We start from the raw sequence: 15,392 nt of genomic DNA, 5'->3' as shown, positions 1-15,392 counted from the left end.
TGGGAAAGTAGTGAATTTCGTAGGAGGAATTATCATGTCACATTGGGAACAACTACCGCTTAAAATGAAAACGGTATGGCGTTTAAGTGCCATTGGATCAGCAATTGCCTGGCTGGTCATCTTGGCCATTTTGTTCGTTTGCCATACTATTTGGCACTGGCCACTCTGGATAATGGCTGTCATTCTGGGTTTGGGCGTCATTGAAGTGATTGTCGAACTCGTCATCATTCCCTACCGTTACCGGTTTTGGCGCTACCACATCGCCGACAAAGCCGTGGAAATTGAACGAGGGTTCTTTTTTCACAAACAGACCGCCATTCCAATCAACCGAATTCAAAATGTCACGCTAGAAGCTGGCCCGTTACTGCAATGGCAGCAATTAAAGGCCGTCAGCATTGAAACGGCATCAACCACCCATGAAATTGAGGCCGTCTTGCCACACACCGCTGAACACTTAAAGCAACAAATCATCGCCCTTGCGCAGGAGGCCCGCGATGACGCTTAAACCGCAGCATCTTCATCCGCTGGCACTGATTCAGTTCAGCACCCGCACTATTCGGGATACCTTTTTATATGTTGTGCTGGCAGTTATTTTTTGTAAAAACCAACTTCAGCCGGCCAGCTGGATCATCATTGTGTGTGCACTGATTGGTTTAGCCATTGTCGTGGCAATTTTACGCTACTGGCGGTTTACCTATCAAATCACGCCCACTGACATCAGTATTAACAAGGGCCTCATTTTCCGAAAGCAACTGCAGATTCCCTACTCGCGTATCCAAACGCTGCAGGTCAAACAGTGGTTTTATCTCAAACCGTTTCACCTCACTGCGGTGAGCATCGAAACGTCCGGTCACGACGGCGATGACGCGGACGCCTCACTGCCAGTTGTGTCACAGCAGATCGTTGATGAACTTCGCCGGTTAAAACGGGCTTCTGGGCAGCTAGAGCAACCTAAGCAACCAAAAATCATCAAAAATGCAGACCCCACCTACGCTATTAACTGGGCAGATCTCAACACCTATGCCTTAACATCAATGGGTCTGGTTCCAATTCTGCTAGGAATTTGGGCACTGTACAACAAACTAGACGACCTAGTCCCTGAACATTTCAAAAGCCAAACCATTAACAGTCTTGTGCATCTTGGCACGCTCATGCTGGTGGGCGTGCTGCTTGTGGGCCTACTACTCAGTCTGGTTCTGTCTTACTTATCCATTATTCAGCGCTATTATCATTTCAAATTGACGTTGCGCGGCCATGAACTGGTCACCGAAAAAGGATTCTTTCAGCGTAATACGATTACAGCGGCTCAAAATCGTATTCAAGCGGTCGTGTTGCGGCAAACAATATTGCGCCAACTGTTCCATTTGATTTCGGTCCAAGTATTGTTAGCGTCAACAGCCACTACGGATGAGGACAATGACAGCCTGGTCATCCTACCCGTGATTTCTGAGACAAATGCAGCTGTTGTTCGTCATTATTTACCAAATTTACCTGAGAATATGCCGAGGTATAACCGTATCACTAGAGGTGGAAAATGGCGTTTAATTCGTAACGCAATGCTGGAAGCACTCGTCCTCGTAGTACCCATTTGTTGGTTTTTCCGACCGTGGGGACTACTCAGTCTTCTTCTCTTTCCGCTGGCCTGGTTATTCGGTTGGTATGCTGGGCGTAATGCTGGTGTGGTCTGGGATAGCCGGTTACTATTCCTGCAAATTGGTAAACACCTGCATCGGGAAACCTACGTTGTCGAACAATCCAAGATTCAGTCAGTGACCCTAAAAGAGACCTTTTGGATGAAGTCTGCAGGGTTCATGCATGTTGTCGTTAATATCCGTCAAGGGAACGGTAACGCAGCCGTTGAAGTGCGCTATCTGCCCACTGCTGTTGGCCAGCAGCTTTACGACTGGTACCGATAACTGTCATCGAAAAAACAGCGTGTTTAGGCTGCAGTGCAGAGTAGCTCCCTGCCTTGGGAAGGTTGCTCTACTCCGTTAAAAATAATGTACAACAAATTCGCGCATCAAATAGCAACCTCATCGTAGCAAAGAACCTGCAATAGACGGCGATTTTGCTTCCACAATAAAAACGACCCACTCAAAAATCTTCAATAGATTTTAGAGTGGGCCGTTGTCTTCATTAGAAACAGCCGTTTATCTCAGGTTTAGGCTGGGCAATCAAGGTGACATTAAATGTAAAAGGCTAACGTTATTTATTAACGGTTGATACTGTTATCTCAACTCCTGTTTTGGTGTCACAATAATCATTAAGAACTCTAATTGACCGCCATTCGTCCCGCATCGATTTTGCCGACAGCGGGGTCGATCTCGAAACGCAACAATGCTGCGACATCGGGACCATAACCGTCAATGTATACCTCACGATGGCTGTCCTGATGCACCTGTTCGAGGCCCAATTCAGAAACCGCATCGGTTAACGTTTGGACCGCTTGACTGCTATTCGTTAACGGTGTCGCGCTAAAACTCTGAATTTCGGTACCTTCCGCCAAATTTTCAAACGCCACTTGATCGCCCAATTCTCCAAGATTTAACTGGGTCAGCGCTTGTTTTGCATATTCTGATTTCACGAATAACGGCTGTTTTACCCAAAGCTTAAAATCGTGTCGGTCATCAATCGTGTCACCACCAGACCATACGGCTTGTAACGGGTATGGTCGGTAACTGCGGTAACGGTCGATCATAATACCGGCACCCGGCCCCTTGCTGATTTTTGCCGCAACGGCCTTCACAACATCCGCCTTGGCCTGAAACTCAGGGTCGCGTATCCGGTTTGGCGCGTGGCCTGTAATCGTCAAATAACTTCGGGTCGTCAGCGTCACAAAACTCGGCTCAGTGTCGTGCGAATACTCTGCCGTTTCAACAATCTGCCAATCAAATTGAACCATGATGATCCCCTCCATTTTTATAGCAATAATTGATGGTTGCATTATGCGCCCTCTTGACCGAGAACCCAACTAAAGCGCACTCAAAAAGCGGTTTAATTTGAAAGAAATCAAACCGCTTGAAAAATTGTTCCACGTGAAACATTTATTAAATTGACCTGATTTTGGTTCTAAACAACCCGCTAATGATCAAACCGCTAAACTGTTCCATTAGTGCTATATAGTCTTTTTCGGCAACGCTGCCGCTATTTGTCAGTAATTCGTAGTCATCACCCATTTCGGTCAGCATTAAATGCGTTGACCGAAAACCGTTCTTGTAGTAAAACTGGCGGCGTTTCTGCCGTTGTTCAAGATTGGGGGCATCGGGAGTGACTGGTTCGATGTTCAGCATGATTTGCTGATTCACATACCGATCCTTAATGGCCGCTAGAATTTGGGAACCATAACCCCTGCTGCGGACTTTTTCAGTCACTGCCAGGTACAGGACATAGGTCTGCTGCCGGCGCGAAATCGTGTAGCTCGCACCGACAAGCTGACCATCATCCGTAAACCCTAAAAGTTCAACGTTTGGTCGTCTAAGCCGCCACATGAGAAACGGCATCGGAATCTGTTCATAGAACGGGAAAGCCGTTTTAAACAATTGTTTAATTTCCGGTAACAGCTGTGAGTCACGAGTAATCAATTCTGTAGTTAGCATCTGTCCAGGCTCCTTGTTTTAGTAGTACCTTATCATGGCAATTATTATAAAGCCCGTTTTCTGCCTGGTCTTAGGAAATCCTTTAGCATCTCACATACGAACGTATTTTCGTTTCATTTTCAATCAGAGTTTAGTAAAATAGTGAGGTAGTGATTTATTTCAGATGGGGTTACGCGTCACGCACGCGAACGATGTATTCAAAAAAGGAAGTTATTATGACTGATTACGCCATTTTATGTGAAAAAGCCAGTGCGGCGAAAAACTTTGCCAGCGCCCTGGGCGGCACCAGCGGCAGCTTCAACGGCAAGTCATACACCATCGTCCATTCACACGGTCATCTATTGGAACTTGTCGATCCAAAGGACCAGGTACCGGACGAAAAGGTATCAAAATACCGTTCTTGGAAACTGGAACACCTCCCGTGGGACGTTAACGATTTTAGCTGGGAGAAAAAGCCTATCGCGGCTGCCCCTCATCGTGGCAGTCACCAAAGTTCTGCCCGCAAATCATTGACCGAATTAAAGACCGCGGTCAAGGGCTGTGATGCCATCGTCATTGCTACGGACGTGGATCCATCCGGTGAAGGCGAATTACTCGCCTGGGAGATTATTAATGCTATCAAGTGGCGCGGACCGGTAAAGCGATTGTACTTTGCTGATGAAGAAAAGCGCTCCGTTCAAACCGGTTTTCGTGAGATCAAGGACATCACAAGTCAGCAGGAAGACGGCGATTTTTTAAAGTCTGACGCCCGCAGCAAATGGGATTTTCTGTCCATGCAGCTGACCCGGATCGCCACCACCGTTTCTAAACAGGCCGGCTACCCGGTCATGGTTGTTCGTGAAGGCCGACTGAAATCACTGATCGTCCGCCACGTCTACGAACAACTGGAAGCCCTGCGCAACTATAAGCGCAAACCATTCTACGAAGTCAAATTCCAAGACCCGCACGAGCACGTGTTTACCCGCAAGTTTAAGGACGCTGACGCCGCGGCAAGATTTCGGTTCGAAACAAAAGCTGCCGGCAATCAGGACGCTGTGCAGTACCATACCAGCGCCGTTGCCAATATTAAAACAACGCGCCAGCACTCTGCTCCGCCTAAGCTGCTTGACCTCTCAAACCTGGCGTCCATTTTGGCACCAAAGGGGTACAACGCTAAAGAGGTTCTAGCAACTTATCAAAAAATGTACGAAGCCAAAATTGTCAGTTACCCGCGGACCGATGATTCAAAAATTTCATTGGAGCAGTTCAAACAGCTGTACCCACTCGTGCCGGCAATTGCCAAGGTCGTCAACGTTGACCAGAAATTACTGACCCACACTGCACCGCGGTTCACCCACGTGACCAAGGGCAGCGTCGATCACGGGGCCAACCGGCCGGGAAACAAAGTACCGGCTTCGTTAGGTGCCCTGGCCCGTTTCGGTAAAGCCGGTCCCGCTATCTATGAAGTCGTTGGCAAGAACTTTCTCGCCATGTTTGGCGAGGATTATGTTTTTGATCACACCACGGCGGATCTGGCAGACTATCCCGACTTTAAGACTGCCTTTAACGTGCCTGTTGCGCTTAATTACAAACTGATTTTTGATAGCGCTAAACAGATCAAAGATGACGATACTACCGAAGGGAACCAGTCTGGCGCCGTGGGGCCTACTGCAGACCCGTTCGTCTTTGAGGGTGCGAATCCAAAACCGGTCAAGCCGACTATGAAATGGCTGATGAACTACCTGCAAAAACACAATATTGGTACCGGGGCTACTCGAGTATCCACTGTGTCACAGATTACTGCTGGCCGAACCGCCCTCCTGCACGAACGTCGCGGGACCTTTTCCATGACCAATACGGGTATCGTGTCCGCCGTGCTGACAGAAGGCACCATCATCAGCAGTACCAATGCCACCAAACGCTTATTTGATTTGATGGATCAGGTTGGTAAGTTTGAGCTGCCACCGGCGCAACTACTCACAACCGCTACGCAAACAGTCACCCACGACATGCCGATCATGGTCGAAAATGCTGATAAACTGCACGCCCGATTAGGCGATCCTGAAAAACTGGTCAAGAAATACCCGAAAAAAGAAAAAACATCCGGGACTACCAGTGCTGGTAAAGAAGTCAAGTTCAATCAAGTTTGGGGCGGGCACCACTTTACCGAAGACGAAGTTGCTGACCTGTTGGCAGGCAAAGATATCTCGTTCAGTATTAAGACCAAACGCGGTAAGAACATGGACGTCCATGGCACGCTGGCGCAACAGACCTACCGGGGACATAAATTTTGGGGCTTTAAAGCCGCGGACGATGTGTTTACGAAGACCAAAAAAGCGCCTCGAAAGAAAGCTGCTAAAAAGATGACCAAATAAATAATGATTTAAAACGTGATATATAAAAATGACGTCATAATAAAAATACCGACTCTTCCGTCTTAGAGGAGAAGTCGGTGTTTTTTTTAGTTGATGTCCTCTTTTGTTAAGTGCGCATCAGGCACTGTTTGCTGAATGGCTTTGGCCAAAAGTGCGCTGAGTTGGCTTACTTCAGCGCCATCCAACCCACTCAAAGCAAAGGCGTTCGCGTCCGTCTGTATCTGTTTCAGAGCGGCATACGCTGCCGTGGCTTGGTCAGTGGGAAACACATTCCGCCGTCGTTTATCATTCGGGTCCGTGCGCATGTCGACCCAGCCAGCTTTGATCAGCGTTGTGACTACTTTTGTCACGATGCTTTGCTGCCGGTAAATGCCATTCACCAAGTCTTTTTGTGCCATTCCCGGGTGTTCGCAAATGATCAAAATATAGTAAAAATTACTTTCATTTAATGGCCAATCCTTCAGCCGTTTATTGAGGTATTCCCGGATCGACCGGTTATACATCGAAATGAGTTTTTCCACCTGAAGCGTCATCGCGGTGTCACTCCCTTAACGTAAATATGATCTACCTACTAATAATAACAGTCCCGTACACAAAATGGTCAGCCAAATCGCGAGATGGGTACCAACAACCAGGCTGGCTGGCGCCGTGGCAATCAGTACCATAAGCGTATTAAATCCTGAACTGGCAATCTGACGCAGCGCGTTATTTAATGCTGTACCATGAGAAATTTCAGCGGGTTCCAAGTCCTTCAAGCCCTCCGTGATGGCAGCCGACATGATCATTGAAATACCAACCATCCGCAACATGTAGGCCACAATCGTCACCCATAAGCTCGTGGTCGTCGTCATCATCACCAGCGGAATACTCGTGACTAAAACAATGAGACCGCCTAAATAGATGGGCAATTTAGCACCGTGCGCATCATAGTACCGACCGACAATCGGTGCGGTCAGGGCATTCGCAATTGCGCCGGGCAGCAGGATAAGTCCCGCAACCAAACTCGATGTTCCCCGTGTATCTTCAAAGAAAATGGGCAAAATAGCTTCCGTCCCCATCATGATACCAAACACCAGCACGGTTACAATCAGCATTTTTGTAAAACTACGCTTCTTAAAAACGGCCATGTTTAAAAGTGGCGTCGCTAGTTTTGTCTGACGGCGGACAAAATACCAGGTGATCAGGATGCCGCCAACCAGCATAAAGGTTGCTAACACAGCGTTACTCGAAAACAAACTGATACTGACAAGGACGGCCCCCAGCCCAATCATCGAACTGGCAACTGATTTAATGTCGATTTCAACGTTTCGCGGCTTCGAAAAATTCGGCAATGTGAAAATTGCAACCAGTAAAACGAGCACGATAATCGGCATGATGACGTAAAACAGGGATTGCCAGGCGAAAAATTCCAGCATGAGTCCGGCAAAACTGGGACCGATTGCTGGTCCAGCTGAGACCACTAGTGAAATCAGTCCCATAATGGTACCTCGTTTATCAGCGGGATACAGCGCAATCAGGCTGATCTGAACGTAGGTGATCAAAACGCCGCCGGCAGCTGCCTGAAGCAGCCGAGCAATCAGCAGAACGTAAAAGTTGCTGGTCAGCGGCCCAAGAAACGTGCCAACTAGAAAAACCGCGACCACGCCAATAAGGACTTGCCGACTCGTGTATTTATCAGTCAAGTTAGCAGAAATGGGTGTCGCCAGTCCCAGCATAAGGACGTACCCAGAAGTCAGCCACTGGGCAAGATTTAGCGAGAGGTGAAACGCTTTGGTAATGACGGGAAGAGCCGTAATCATCACCGTTTGGTTTAGCAGCGTCACAAAGGCGGTAACCAGCAGAATCGTTGCAATTAATGTGCGTTTTTTAGTACTCAAGATGTTGCCTCCATTTTTATATTCAAGTGAATGCTTTTTATAATACATTCATTTGAATGTAAAAGCAACCTTTTGTGTCCACACTGAAAGAGTGGCGCAAATCGGTTAAAGACTGAAGCAATGTGGGACAAAAGGCCGTTTGTCTCCCAGAATATAAGCGCCCCTAGCTAAAAATCGCGAACGAGATTCTTAGCTAGGGGCGCTTAAATTCTTGAGTGGCCATCTGGCGCACGTTTAGATGAAATAATCAGGGCATACTAAAATGACACTATTTATTCTTCAACCCAGCCTCTTGGCGACACTTTAACGTCCTGGCAGCGTTTTAATATACGGATCAACCAGCGCGTTTGCCCGCTTCTCCGCTTCAGCAAACTGCAGTTCACGACTGATGATATCACCGGCGTTGGGCGCGTCATAGATATCAAGTTTATAGTCGATCTCTTTGAGATTTTCGGAAAGGATCCGTTGCTGCTCAAGAATTTTTTCACGGTGGTCGTGCAGTAACTGCTGCCGGTCCTCAATGCTGTCCGGTCCCGCCATAACATCACCAATGTACTGGCGAATCTTACTAATTTTCATGCCCGTATTCTTCAAACAGCAGATCGTATGAATAATATTTAGATCGCCGTCCGTAAATTCACGATACCCTGCCTCGTTCCGGGCAACGAACGGTAACAGACCCTCCTTATCGTAATAACGAAGTGTGTAAATAGATAGTCCGACTTTCTCAGAAACTTCTTTAATGGTGTAGGTCAATTCGTCGACCTCCTTAATTAATCACACTTTAGGCTTGCCCTAGAGTATTCTCTAGGGTTTAGGATAGCCTTATCATAAACAATCGTTATTACAAACGCAATGAAAAAGGAGTCGATAATATGGTTCAACACGTTCTCGTGACCGGTGGTAATGGGTTTCTTGCCCAACACATCATTTTAAACTTGCTCAATCAGGGTTATCTAGTTCGCGCCACTCTGCGCGATGTTTCTAAAGCGAATCAAGTTCGCCAAACAATGGTAGCAAACGGGGCCAAAATCACGCACCTGACATTCGTTCAGGCCGATTTAAGCCAGGATACCGGCTGGTCCGCGGCGATGCAGGGAATCGACTATGTGTTAAGTGTTGCCTCACCAGTTTTCATGACGGTGCCTGATGATCCGTCAGCGGTCAGCCAAGCTGCAAAGGTCGGCATCTTACGAATTTTAAAGGCCGCTCAACAAGCCGGTGTTAAACGTGTTGTCATGACGGCGAACTTCGGTGCAATCGGGTTTAGTAACCATGATTTGCACTCCGTGACGACGGAAGCTGATTGGACAGATCCAGACGAACCTGGTATATCGTTGTATGAAAAATCAAAATTATTGGCGGAAATAGCTGCCTGGGATTACATTCACCAACCGGATGTTGACCTCGAATTTACAACAATCAATCCGGTGGCAATTCTCGGTAAGGGATTGGACCATCACCTTTCTGGCAGCTTTGGTATCGTTAAAGGGTTATTGGACGGGTCGAGGAAACGGGTGCCCGACTTGCCGCTCAACGTCGTGGACGTCCGGGACGTTGCCGACCTGCATGTGCGGGCCATGGTCTCGCCAAACGCAAACGGTGAACGATTTATCGCCACGGCAGACGGTCAAATCTCATTACTGGAAATCGCAACGTTGATCAGAGAAAAACGCCCAGAATTAGCTGATCGCATTACAGATAAAGTCTTGCCAAAGTGGTTGATCGACCTCGCTGCCCCGTTTAATCACACAGCTGCTGAAGGTAAACTGATGATGACTGTAAACCGAAACGTCAGCAATCAAAAAGCACGTGACTTGCTTAAATGGACGCCAATCAGTGATAATGAGGCCACCATTTTGGCGACTGTGGATGCAATCATGGCTTCAGAAAAATAAAATACGCGTTGAGCTTTGATTGTCCGGCACGCATTGTTTTCAAATACGCTGTAAATTTCAACCCATATTTCTCAACGACAGAAGTTTCATCGACGTATTTGAACGTTATGTTTTCATGTATTTCTTGATAAATTCCCTCGGTTTTTGTTTGGAGTTCATATGAGCCATCTTACTTGAGACTTTAAGATTGCCGTCGTGCTGATTAGATCGTTCGACATTATCGAAGTGCTTTTTGTGCAACAATCAACTTCAAAAAGACCTTGTTTTCGGTTGTCACCAATAATATTTGTACAAATTAATTTTTCTTGTAAAACGCTTACAAATAGTGTAACGTTAACCCCATAATAAGTATTTCACTTACTGGAGGTAAGATATTATGACAAAGGTTGCAATGGTTACAGGTAGTGCGCAAGGTATTGGTGCAGAGGTCAGTCGTCACTTGGCAAAGGACGGCTACGACATTGCGTTAGCTGACTTACCTGCTCAAGCTGAAAAAGCAAAGACTGTCATTGCTGATGTTGAGGCTGCTGGCCAAAAGGCAATTTTTGTGCCTGTTGATGTTACCGATCAACAAGCAGTTGCTGATGCTGTAAATGAAGCTGCTGAAAAATTAGGCGGTTTCGATGTCATGGTCAACAACGCTGGTGTTGCCAAGGTCGATAAGCTGGAAGACATCAAGCCAGCTGACTTGGAATTCAGTTACAAGATCAACGTCTTCGGTGTCATCTATGGTATCCAGGCAGCCGCAAAGAAATTCAAAGAATTAGGCGTTCATGGCCGGATTATAAACGCCTCTTCGATTGCCGGTATGCGGGCTTTCCCTGTATGGGCAACCTATTCATCAACCAAGGCAGCAGTCATCAGCATTACTCAAGCTGCCGCATTGGAATTTGCTGCTGATCACATTAACGTCAACGCATACGCACCTGGTGTTGTTGGCACTACTGGCATGTGGGATGATATCGACAAGAAGATGTCTGAAATTAACGGCAAACCATTAGGCCAAAACAAGAAGGATTACGTTGGCACAATCCCGTTAGGCCGGACTGTTGAGCCAAACGACATTGCCAACATGGTTTCATTCTTGGCTGGTCCAACCTCTGAATTCATTACGGGTCAGACCTATGCAGTTGATGGCGGTGGCATTCTGTAAAGCGTCTCATCAAAAAAATAACTAAGTTCATTTCTGTATGAAATACGTTTCCGGAATGAGCCGCAACAAAAAAGATGCCCTAAAGCGGCATCTTTTTTTGTGGCTATTCTTCGGTTGAAAATCGAATATAACTCCGATCATCAAACGATTTATTTCCTTCATGTAAACCCTTAGTCGATGGAAACTGTTGGTAACACAATGGATCATTTTGAATGACATCCGCCAGCGTTGCTTCAGAGTCCTTGAGCGTACTTTGAATCTGCGGATAACCATCACTTGCCAACCCGATTTCTTGAGGTTCATCATCAAGTTTGACAACGTTGATCAAGCTTTCCGGAATTGGTGTGCCATTAAAGATCGAATAGCCAAAATCCGTCCCGTCTTCGTTGGCGAAATTCGTTGCTTTCAGAATCCAGGGCAGGATTTCAGTTCGGCTTGGATCCTCGCCAGTCATGTAATCTGCTGGTTTGGCATCCGTTGTTTGAAAATTCGTGGTCAGCACTAAGCTGCGCATCTGTGATAGGATCTCGTCACTCTTCTTGGGCGTAAACAACACCTTACCATTGACGTACGCTTGGCAATCACCGATCATCCACAGCTCATTAAAGTGCTTGGAGTAGATAACGCCGACAGCCTGCAACCCTTTGCTGACAATGTCATCAGTAAACGCCACATCGTCGTAAAAATCAGTAAACTGCTGGTTAACCCGGGAAATAATTTCGGGTAATGTCGTTTCTTCCGGACTCTCATCTAACACTTGCGCCACAATTGTTGACGCCCACTTACCCGTTGTTTTTCGTTGGTAACTGAAATCTGATTTAGATGTGACACCGTCAATAATCGCAACAAAATTATCGTTAGCAACAATGGTGTCTTCGCACAGCGTATCGTTGATCTTGCCGCGCAGAAACTGTTCAATTATTTTCAAGTTATCGCCCTCTTTTGTCAAAATGGTTCGACTCCAGCATAGTTGATGCGCGGTGAAATAACCAGTCGTCTGACTATGAATTATGAGATTTGTAACGGATGTAACTGGCCTCTTTGATACCAACAACACCGATCGGTACAAACATCAAAATCAATCCGTTGGCAAACGTCATCCAATGCACCCAAATAAATAGTGCCCCTGCGACAAAGCAAACGACTGCCAGCAAGAAGATATAACCGCGTTGTCGTGACCACTTATCAATTTTTTCACTTTCCGGTAACAAACCGGCAATAATAATGAGCACGCTCATCAGTGCAATGATGTTGATCATGCCCATTAAGAAAACAATGATGTGGTCAACCCCCTGGCTGATATTAAACAGTAACGGTACCATGAACAGTACATCAATACCCATTAACAGCGTTGCAATAGGGTTAAGCTGTTTTAACACATCTTTCTTTTTTAAGTATGTTTTCACGCCCTCATCGTCTTTCATCAACGTATCAAGTGACAGATCATAGTAATCACTCAAAGTTATCAGACTGGCAATGTCCGGATAACTACGTCCCGTTTCCCAACTGGAAATGGTTTGACGCGAAACATTGAGCGTTTCTGCAACCACTTGTTGTGTGAGTTGTTCCTGCAAGCGTGCCTGTTTTAATTGTTCGCCGACTTTCATTTTACGAGACTACCTTTCCCTGTGTGAATGTATTTAATATACCGCTGGCACCGACATTTGCCTAGCCAAGAATACAAGCATGCTGGCATAGCCATGCTTCATGGGCGTTATGGCATGCAAACTCATTTGAAAGTCAGTGTGAGTTTGCACAACACCCGCAATTGCAAACGGTTGCATTAAATGCTACGATGAACAAGAATACAATATCAACTCACAAAATCTATTGTAGAACCGAGACGATTTCCATGACGCAACCATTACCAGCTTACGATCAGAATGGCCAAACCATTACATTAACCTACCCTGACCGCAAGATACAGCTCACAGTTATTACCCAGGAAATAATCCGGATTTTTGAATTTAGAGGTGATTATTCAGCTTCCTATGCCATTGAAGGCAATAAGCAGCTTCTTACCGACTATACGTTCAAAACAGTTGAGAACGGGTATGAACTTAAGACGGCAGCCCTCATGATAAAAATCGATGCTGCCGGCCATCTAGATGCCTATGATGCGCAAGAAAATCCCTTAGCACTTGATTACCGCGGAGTCCGTCATCTACTCGACAAGGGTATTGATAAAGTGCATCAAAAACTGGTTGAAGCTGAGGGGCATAATGTCACCAACGCTAATGCTCACACAAATACTGACTATTACGAAGTCGTTAAGCAGCTTTCAACTGATGAACAGTTTTACGGGTTAGGCGATAAGACAGGCTACCTCAATAAACGCGGGTTTGAATACGATAACTGGAATACTGACAACCCAGAACCGCACCTAGAAAACTTTACTAGATTATACAAGTCGATTCCGATTCTTTATGGACTTAATGCTGGTCACCCGTTTGGGCTTTTCTTTGACAATCCCTATCGCAGTCATTTTGACCTTGGCAAAGAAAGCTCTGATTACTACTTCTACTCCGCTGTTGACGGCAATGTCGACTACTATCTCATCGGTGGTGCCAGTTTGAAGCAGATTGTCACTAACTACACCTATCTGACTGGACGCGTTCCATTACCGCAAAAATGGACGCTTGGTTACCAGCAATCTCGCTGGGGGTATAGCGAAAGCGAAGCCGAAATTCAGGAATTGGCCGACAATTTTGCAAAATACGACCTCCCCTGTGACGCGATTCACTTCGATGTCGACTATATGGAAGGTTATCGCGTATTCACCTGGGATCAGACTAAATATCCCTCAGGTCCGCATAATTTTGTCGCTAGCCTGAAGAAACGGGGTATCAAGGTCATCCCGATCATTGATCCAGGAGTTAAAAAAGATCCCGGTTATCACGTTTATGATGATGGTATTGCGCACAACTACTTTGTGACGACCCCTGAGGGTGAGGTCTATGTCAATAAAGTATGGCCTGGTGATTCTGTTTTCCCTGATTTTGGTCGTAAAGAAGTCCGCGACTGGTGGGCCAATAATCAGCATTTCCTTGTAAAAATGGGCGTTGCTGGTGTTTGGAATGACATGAACGAACCAGCCTCCTTTGAAGGTGAAATTCCAGAAAATGTGGTGTTCAGTGACCATGATCAGCCCTCTTCCCATAAGAAAATGCATAACGTATACGGGCATAACATGGATAAAGCCACTTACACTGGATTGAAACAACTTCAAGGTAAACGGCCATATGTCATTACCCGGGCTGCTTATGCCGGCACACAAAAATATGCCACTGTTTGGACGGGTGATAATCACAGTATCTGGCCGCATCTGCAACTGATGATTCCACAGCTTTGCAACTTGGGGTTGAGTGGATTTAGTTTTGCCGGTACTGACATTGGCGGTTTTGGTTCTGATGCGCAGCCTGAATTGCTGACACGGTGGATCGAAGCAGCCATCTTCAGCCCGCTATTGCGCAACCACAGTGCTATGGGGACACGTCATCAGGAACCATGGATCTTTGGTGAAACGACGTTATCCATTTATCGAAAATACTTGCAATTGCGCTATCATTTCATCCCTTACCTGTATGATTTGTTTGCAATAGAATCAAGAACGGGGTTGCCGATTATGCGTCCACTTGTTCTTGAATATCCTGACGATACCAACACCCGCAATTTAGACGATGAATACATGGTCGGCGATAGTGTTTTAGTTGCACCTATCGTTCAAAAATCAAAAAATAAGCGCCTTGTTTACTTACCTGCAGGCCAGTGGATCGATTTTCGGAATAATCGGGTCTACACCGGTAATCAGGACATCGTGGTCGATGCACCCCTAGATACGTTACCGTTATTTATCAAGAAAAACACGCTGTTACCTTGGGGGAAGACGGTCAACCATATCAGTGAACACCCAGATGTCGAGATGACCTTTACCTTGTTTGGAGACAGCGGACACTACACCCACTATCAGGATAACGAAACTGATTTTAAGTATCAGGATGGCGAGTTTAATCAGTACGAGATTGCCGTCACTGACGGGAAGCCATCTGTCACGTTAACACAGCATGGGTTTGATGCCGTTTACCAGCATGTTATCGTTCAGTTGAATGATCGCGCCGTCAGATTTAAATATGATGTTGAAAAAGGCACTTACGCTATTGAATAATACGTAAAATGTATAAAGCGATAATCCTCCGAATTAGAGGATTATCGCTTTTTTAATCGCTTATTTTGATCTAACGGGCGAATGGCAGAGAGTTGGCATACAGACCACTGCTTAATCGGAGTTGTTTCGCACTCCTTTCTTATTTTATTTCTTAAAAGAGCCCCCTCTGCTTTCTGCTTCTCTGTCCTCGAGTCTAAACCTGCTGCGCAAGGGCAAGGAGTTGGCTTTATGTGCCACTCCTTAACCGCCTTGCTCCGCACGCCACAAAAAAATCAGCCTCTCTGGACTGATTTAGGCTGTAAAATTTCTGGTATTGGTGATCACGCCAATGCCAGTTTTTTATTGTCTT

14 protein-coding genes are annotated in these 15,392 nt (G+C 46.1%); 7 read left to right on the top strand and 7 right to left on the bottom strand.

All coding sequences use genetic code 11. The features are described from left to right. Nucleotides 1–34: 34 nt before the first annotated feature. Entirely contained in the window at nucleotides 35–505 is a 471-nt protein-coding gene (locus FC82_RS09555; protein WP_056996859.1) for a PH domain-containing protein, read from the top strand. Next, nucleotides 495–1,916 carry a PH domain-containing protein gene (locus FC82_RS09550; RefSeq protein WP_056996858.1) on the top strand — a complete coding sequence of 474 codons (1,422 nt, stop codon included), beginning with the start codon at nucleotides 495–497 and terminating at the stop codon, nucleotides 1,914–1,916. Before FC82_RS09555 ends, FC82_RS09550 begins: the two co-directional genes overlap by 11 nt. A gap of 356 nt (nucleotides 1,917–2,272) precedes the next feature. Here the strand turns inward: FC82_RS09550 and FC82_RS09545 are convergent, their stop codons facing one another. Beyond that, nucleotides 2,273–2,944, bottom strand: coding sequence for a hypothetical protein (locus FC82_RS09545; protein ID WP_054759662.1), 672 nt, complete (start codon nucleotides 2,942–2,944; stop codon nucleotides 2,273–2,275). Between the two features lie 103 nt (nucleotides 2,945–3,047). Beyond that, complete coding sequence (locus FC82_RS09540) at nucleotides 3,048–3,596, bottom strand: GNAT family N-acetyltransferase (RefSeq protein WP_054759660.1); 549 nt, start codon at nucleotides 3,594–3,596, stop codon at nucleotides 3,048–3,050. 215 nt (nucleotides 3,597–3,811) lie between these two features. On the opposite strand from FC82_RS09540, the gene FC82_RS09535 reads away from it, so the two are divergent. After that, complete coding sequence (locus FC82_RS09535) at nucleotides 3,812–5,950, top strand: DNA topoisomerase (protein WP_056996857.1); 2,139 nt, start codon at nucleotides 3,812–3,814, stop codon at nucleotides 5,948–5,950. An 86-nt stretch (nucleotides 5,951–6,036) separates the two neighbouring features. Here FC82_RS09535 and FC82_RS09530 read toward each other — a convergent pair whose 3' ends face one another. From FC82_RS09530 to FC82_RS09520, 3 genes are all read right to left on the bottom strand, one after another. After that, nucleotides 6,037–6,483 carry a MarR family winged helix-turn-helix transcriptional regulator gene (locus FC82_RS09530; protein ID WP_054759658.1) on the bottom strand — a complete coding sequence of 149 codons (447 nt, stop codon included), beginning with the start codon at nucleotides 6,481–6,483 and terminating at the stop codon, nucleotides 6,037–6,039. 15 nt (nucleotides 6,484–6,498) lie between these two features. Beyond that, a complete protein-coding gene (locus tag FC82_RS09525; RefSeq protein WP_235809205.1) occupies nucleotides 6,499–7,827 on the bottom strand; it encodes an MFS transporter in 1,329 nt (442 codons plus the stop codon). A gap of 303 nt (nucleotides 7,828–8,130) precedes the next feature. Next, on the bottom strand, nucleotides 8,131–8,583 hold the full coding sequence (locus tag FC82_RS09520; RefSeq protein ID WP_054759654.1) for a MerR family transcriptional regulator: 453 nt from the start codon (nucleotides 8,581–8,583) through the stop codon (nucleotides 8,131–8,133). A gap of 119 nt (nucleotides 8,584–8,702) precedes the next feature. Here FC82_RS09520 and FC82_RS09515 point away from each other — a divergent pair, with 119 nt between their 5' ends. Together FC82_RS09515 and FC82_RS09510 are read left to right on the top strand one after the other, a co-directional pair. Continuing rightward, nucleotides 8,703–9,725, top strand: coding sequence for an NAD-dependent epimerase/dehydratase family protein (locus FC82_RS09515; protein WP_054759652.1), 1,023 nt, complete (start codon nucleotides 8,703–8,705; stop codon nucleotides 9,723–9,725). A 376-nt stretch (nucleotides 9,726–10,101) separates the two neighbouring features. Next, nucleotides 10,102–10,878, top strand: coding sequence for an acetoin reductase (locus FC82_RS09510; protein ID WP_054759650.1), 777 nt, complete (start codon nucleotides 10,102–10,104; stop codon nucleotides 10,876–10,878). A gap of 103 nt (nucleotides 10,879–10,981) precedes the next feature. On the opposite strand, the gene FC82_RS09505 is transcribed toward FC82_RS09510, so the two are convergent. Beyond that, complete coding sequence (locus FC82_RS09505) at nucleotides 10,982–11,806, bottom strand: hypothetical protein (RefSeq protein ID WP_054759768.1); 825 nt, start codon at nucleotides 11,804–11,806, stop codon at nucleotides 10,982–10,984. 73 nt (nucleotides 11,807–11,879) lie between these two features. Further along, nucleotides 11,880–12,485, bottom strand: a complete 606-nt coding sequence (locus tag FC82_RS16525; protein WP_065101516.1) for a helix-turn-helix domain-containing protein — start codon at nucleotides 12,483–12,485, stop codon at nucleotides 11,880–11,882. Nucleotides 12,486–12,730: 245 nt separating this feature from the next. On the opposite strand from FC82_RS16525, the gene FC82_RS09495 reads away from it, so the two are divergent. Beyond that, nucleotides 12,731–15,043: a glycoside hydrolase family 31 protein gene (locus FC82_RS09495; protein WP_056996855.1), complete on the top strand. Its 2,313-nt coding sequence runs from the start codon at nucleotides 12,731–12,733 to the stop codon at nucleotides 15,041–15,043. A gap of 81 nt (nucleotides 15,044–15,124) precedes the next feature. Then, nucleotides 15,125–15,392 (top strand): hypothetical protein (locus tag FC82_RS17165; RefSeq protein ID WP_235809204.1); only part of this gene is annotated, 268 nt, incomplete at its 3' end.

Source organism: Secundilactobacillus collinoides DSM 20515 = JCM 1123 (assembly GCF_001435975.1).
In the GTDB taxonomy this organism is placed as follows: domain Bacteria; phylum Bacillota; class Bacilli; order Lactobacillales; family Lactobacillaceae; genus Secundilactobacillus; species Secundilactobacillus collinoides.
Note: the sequence above shows the minus strand (reverse complement) of the source record. Positions and strands in the feature narration are given on the sequence as shown.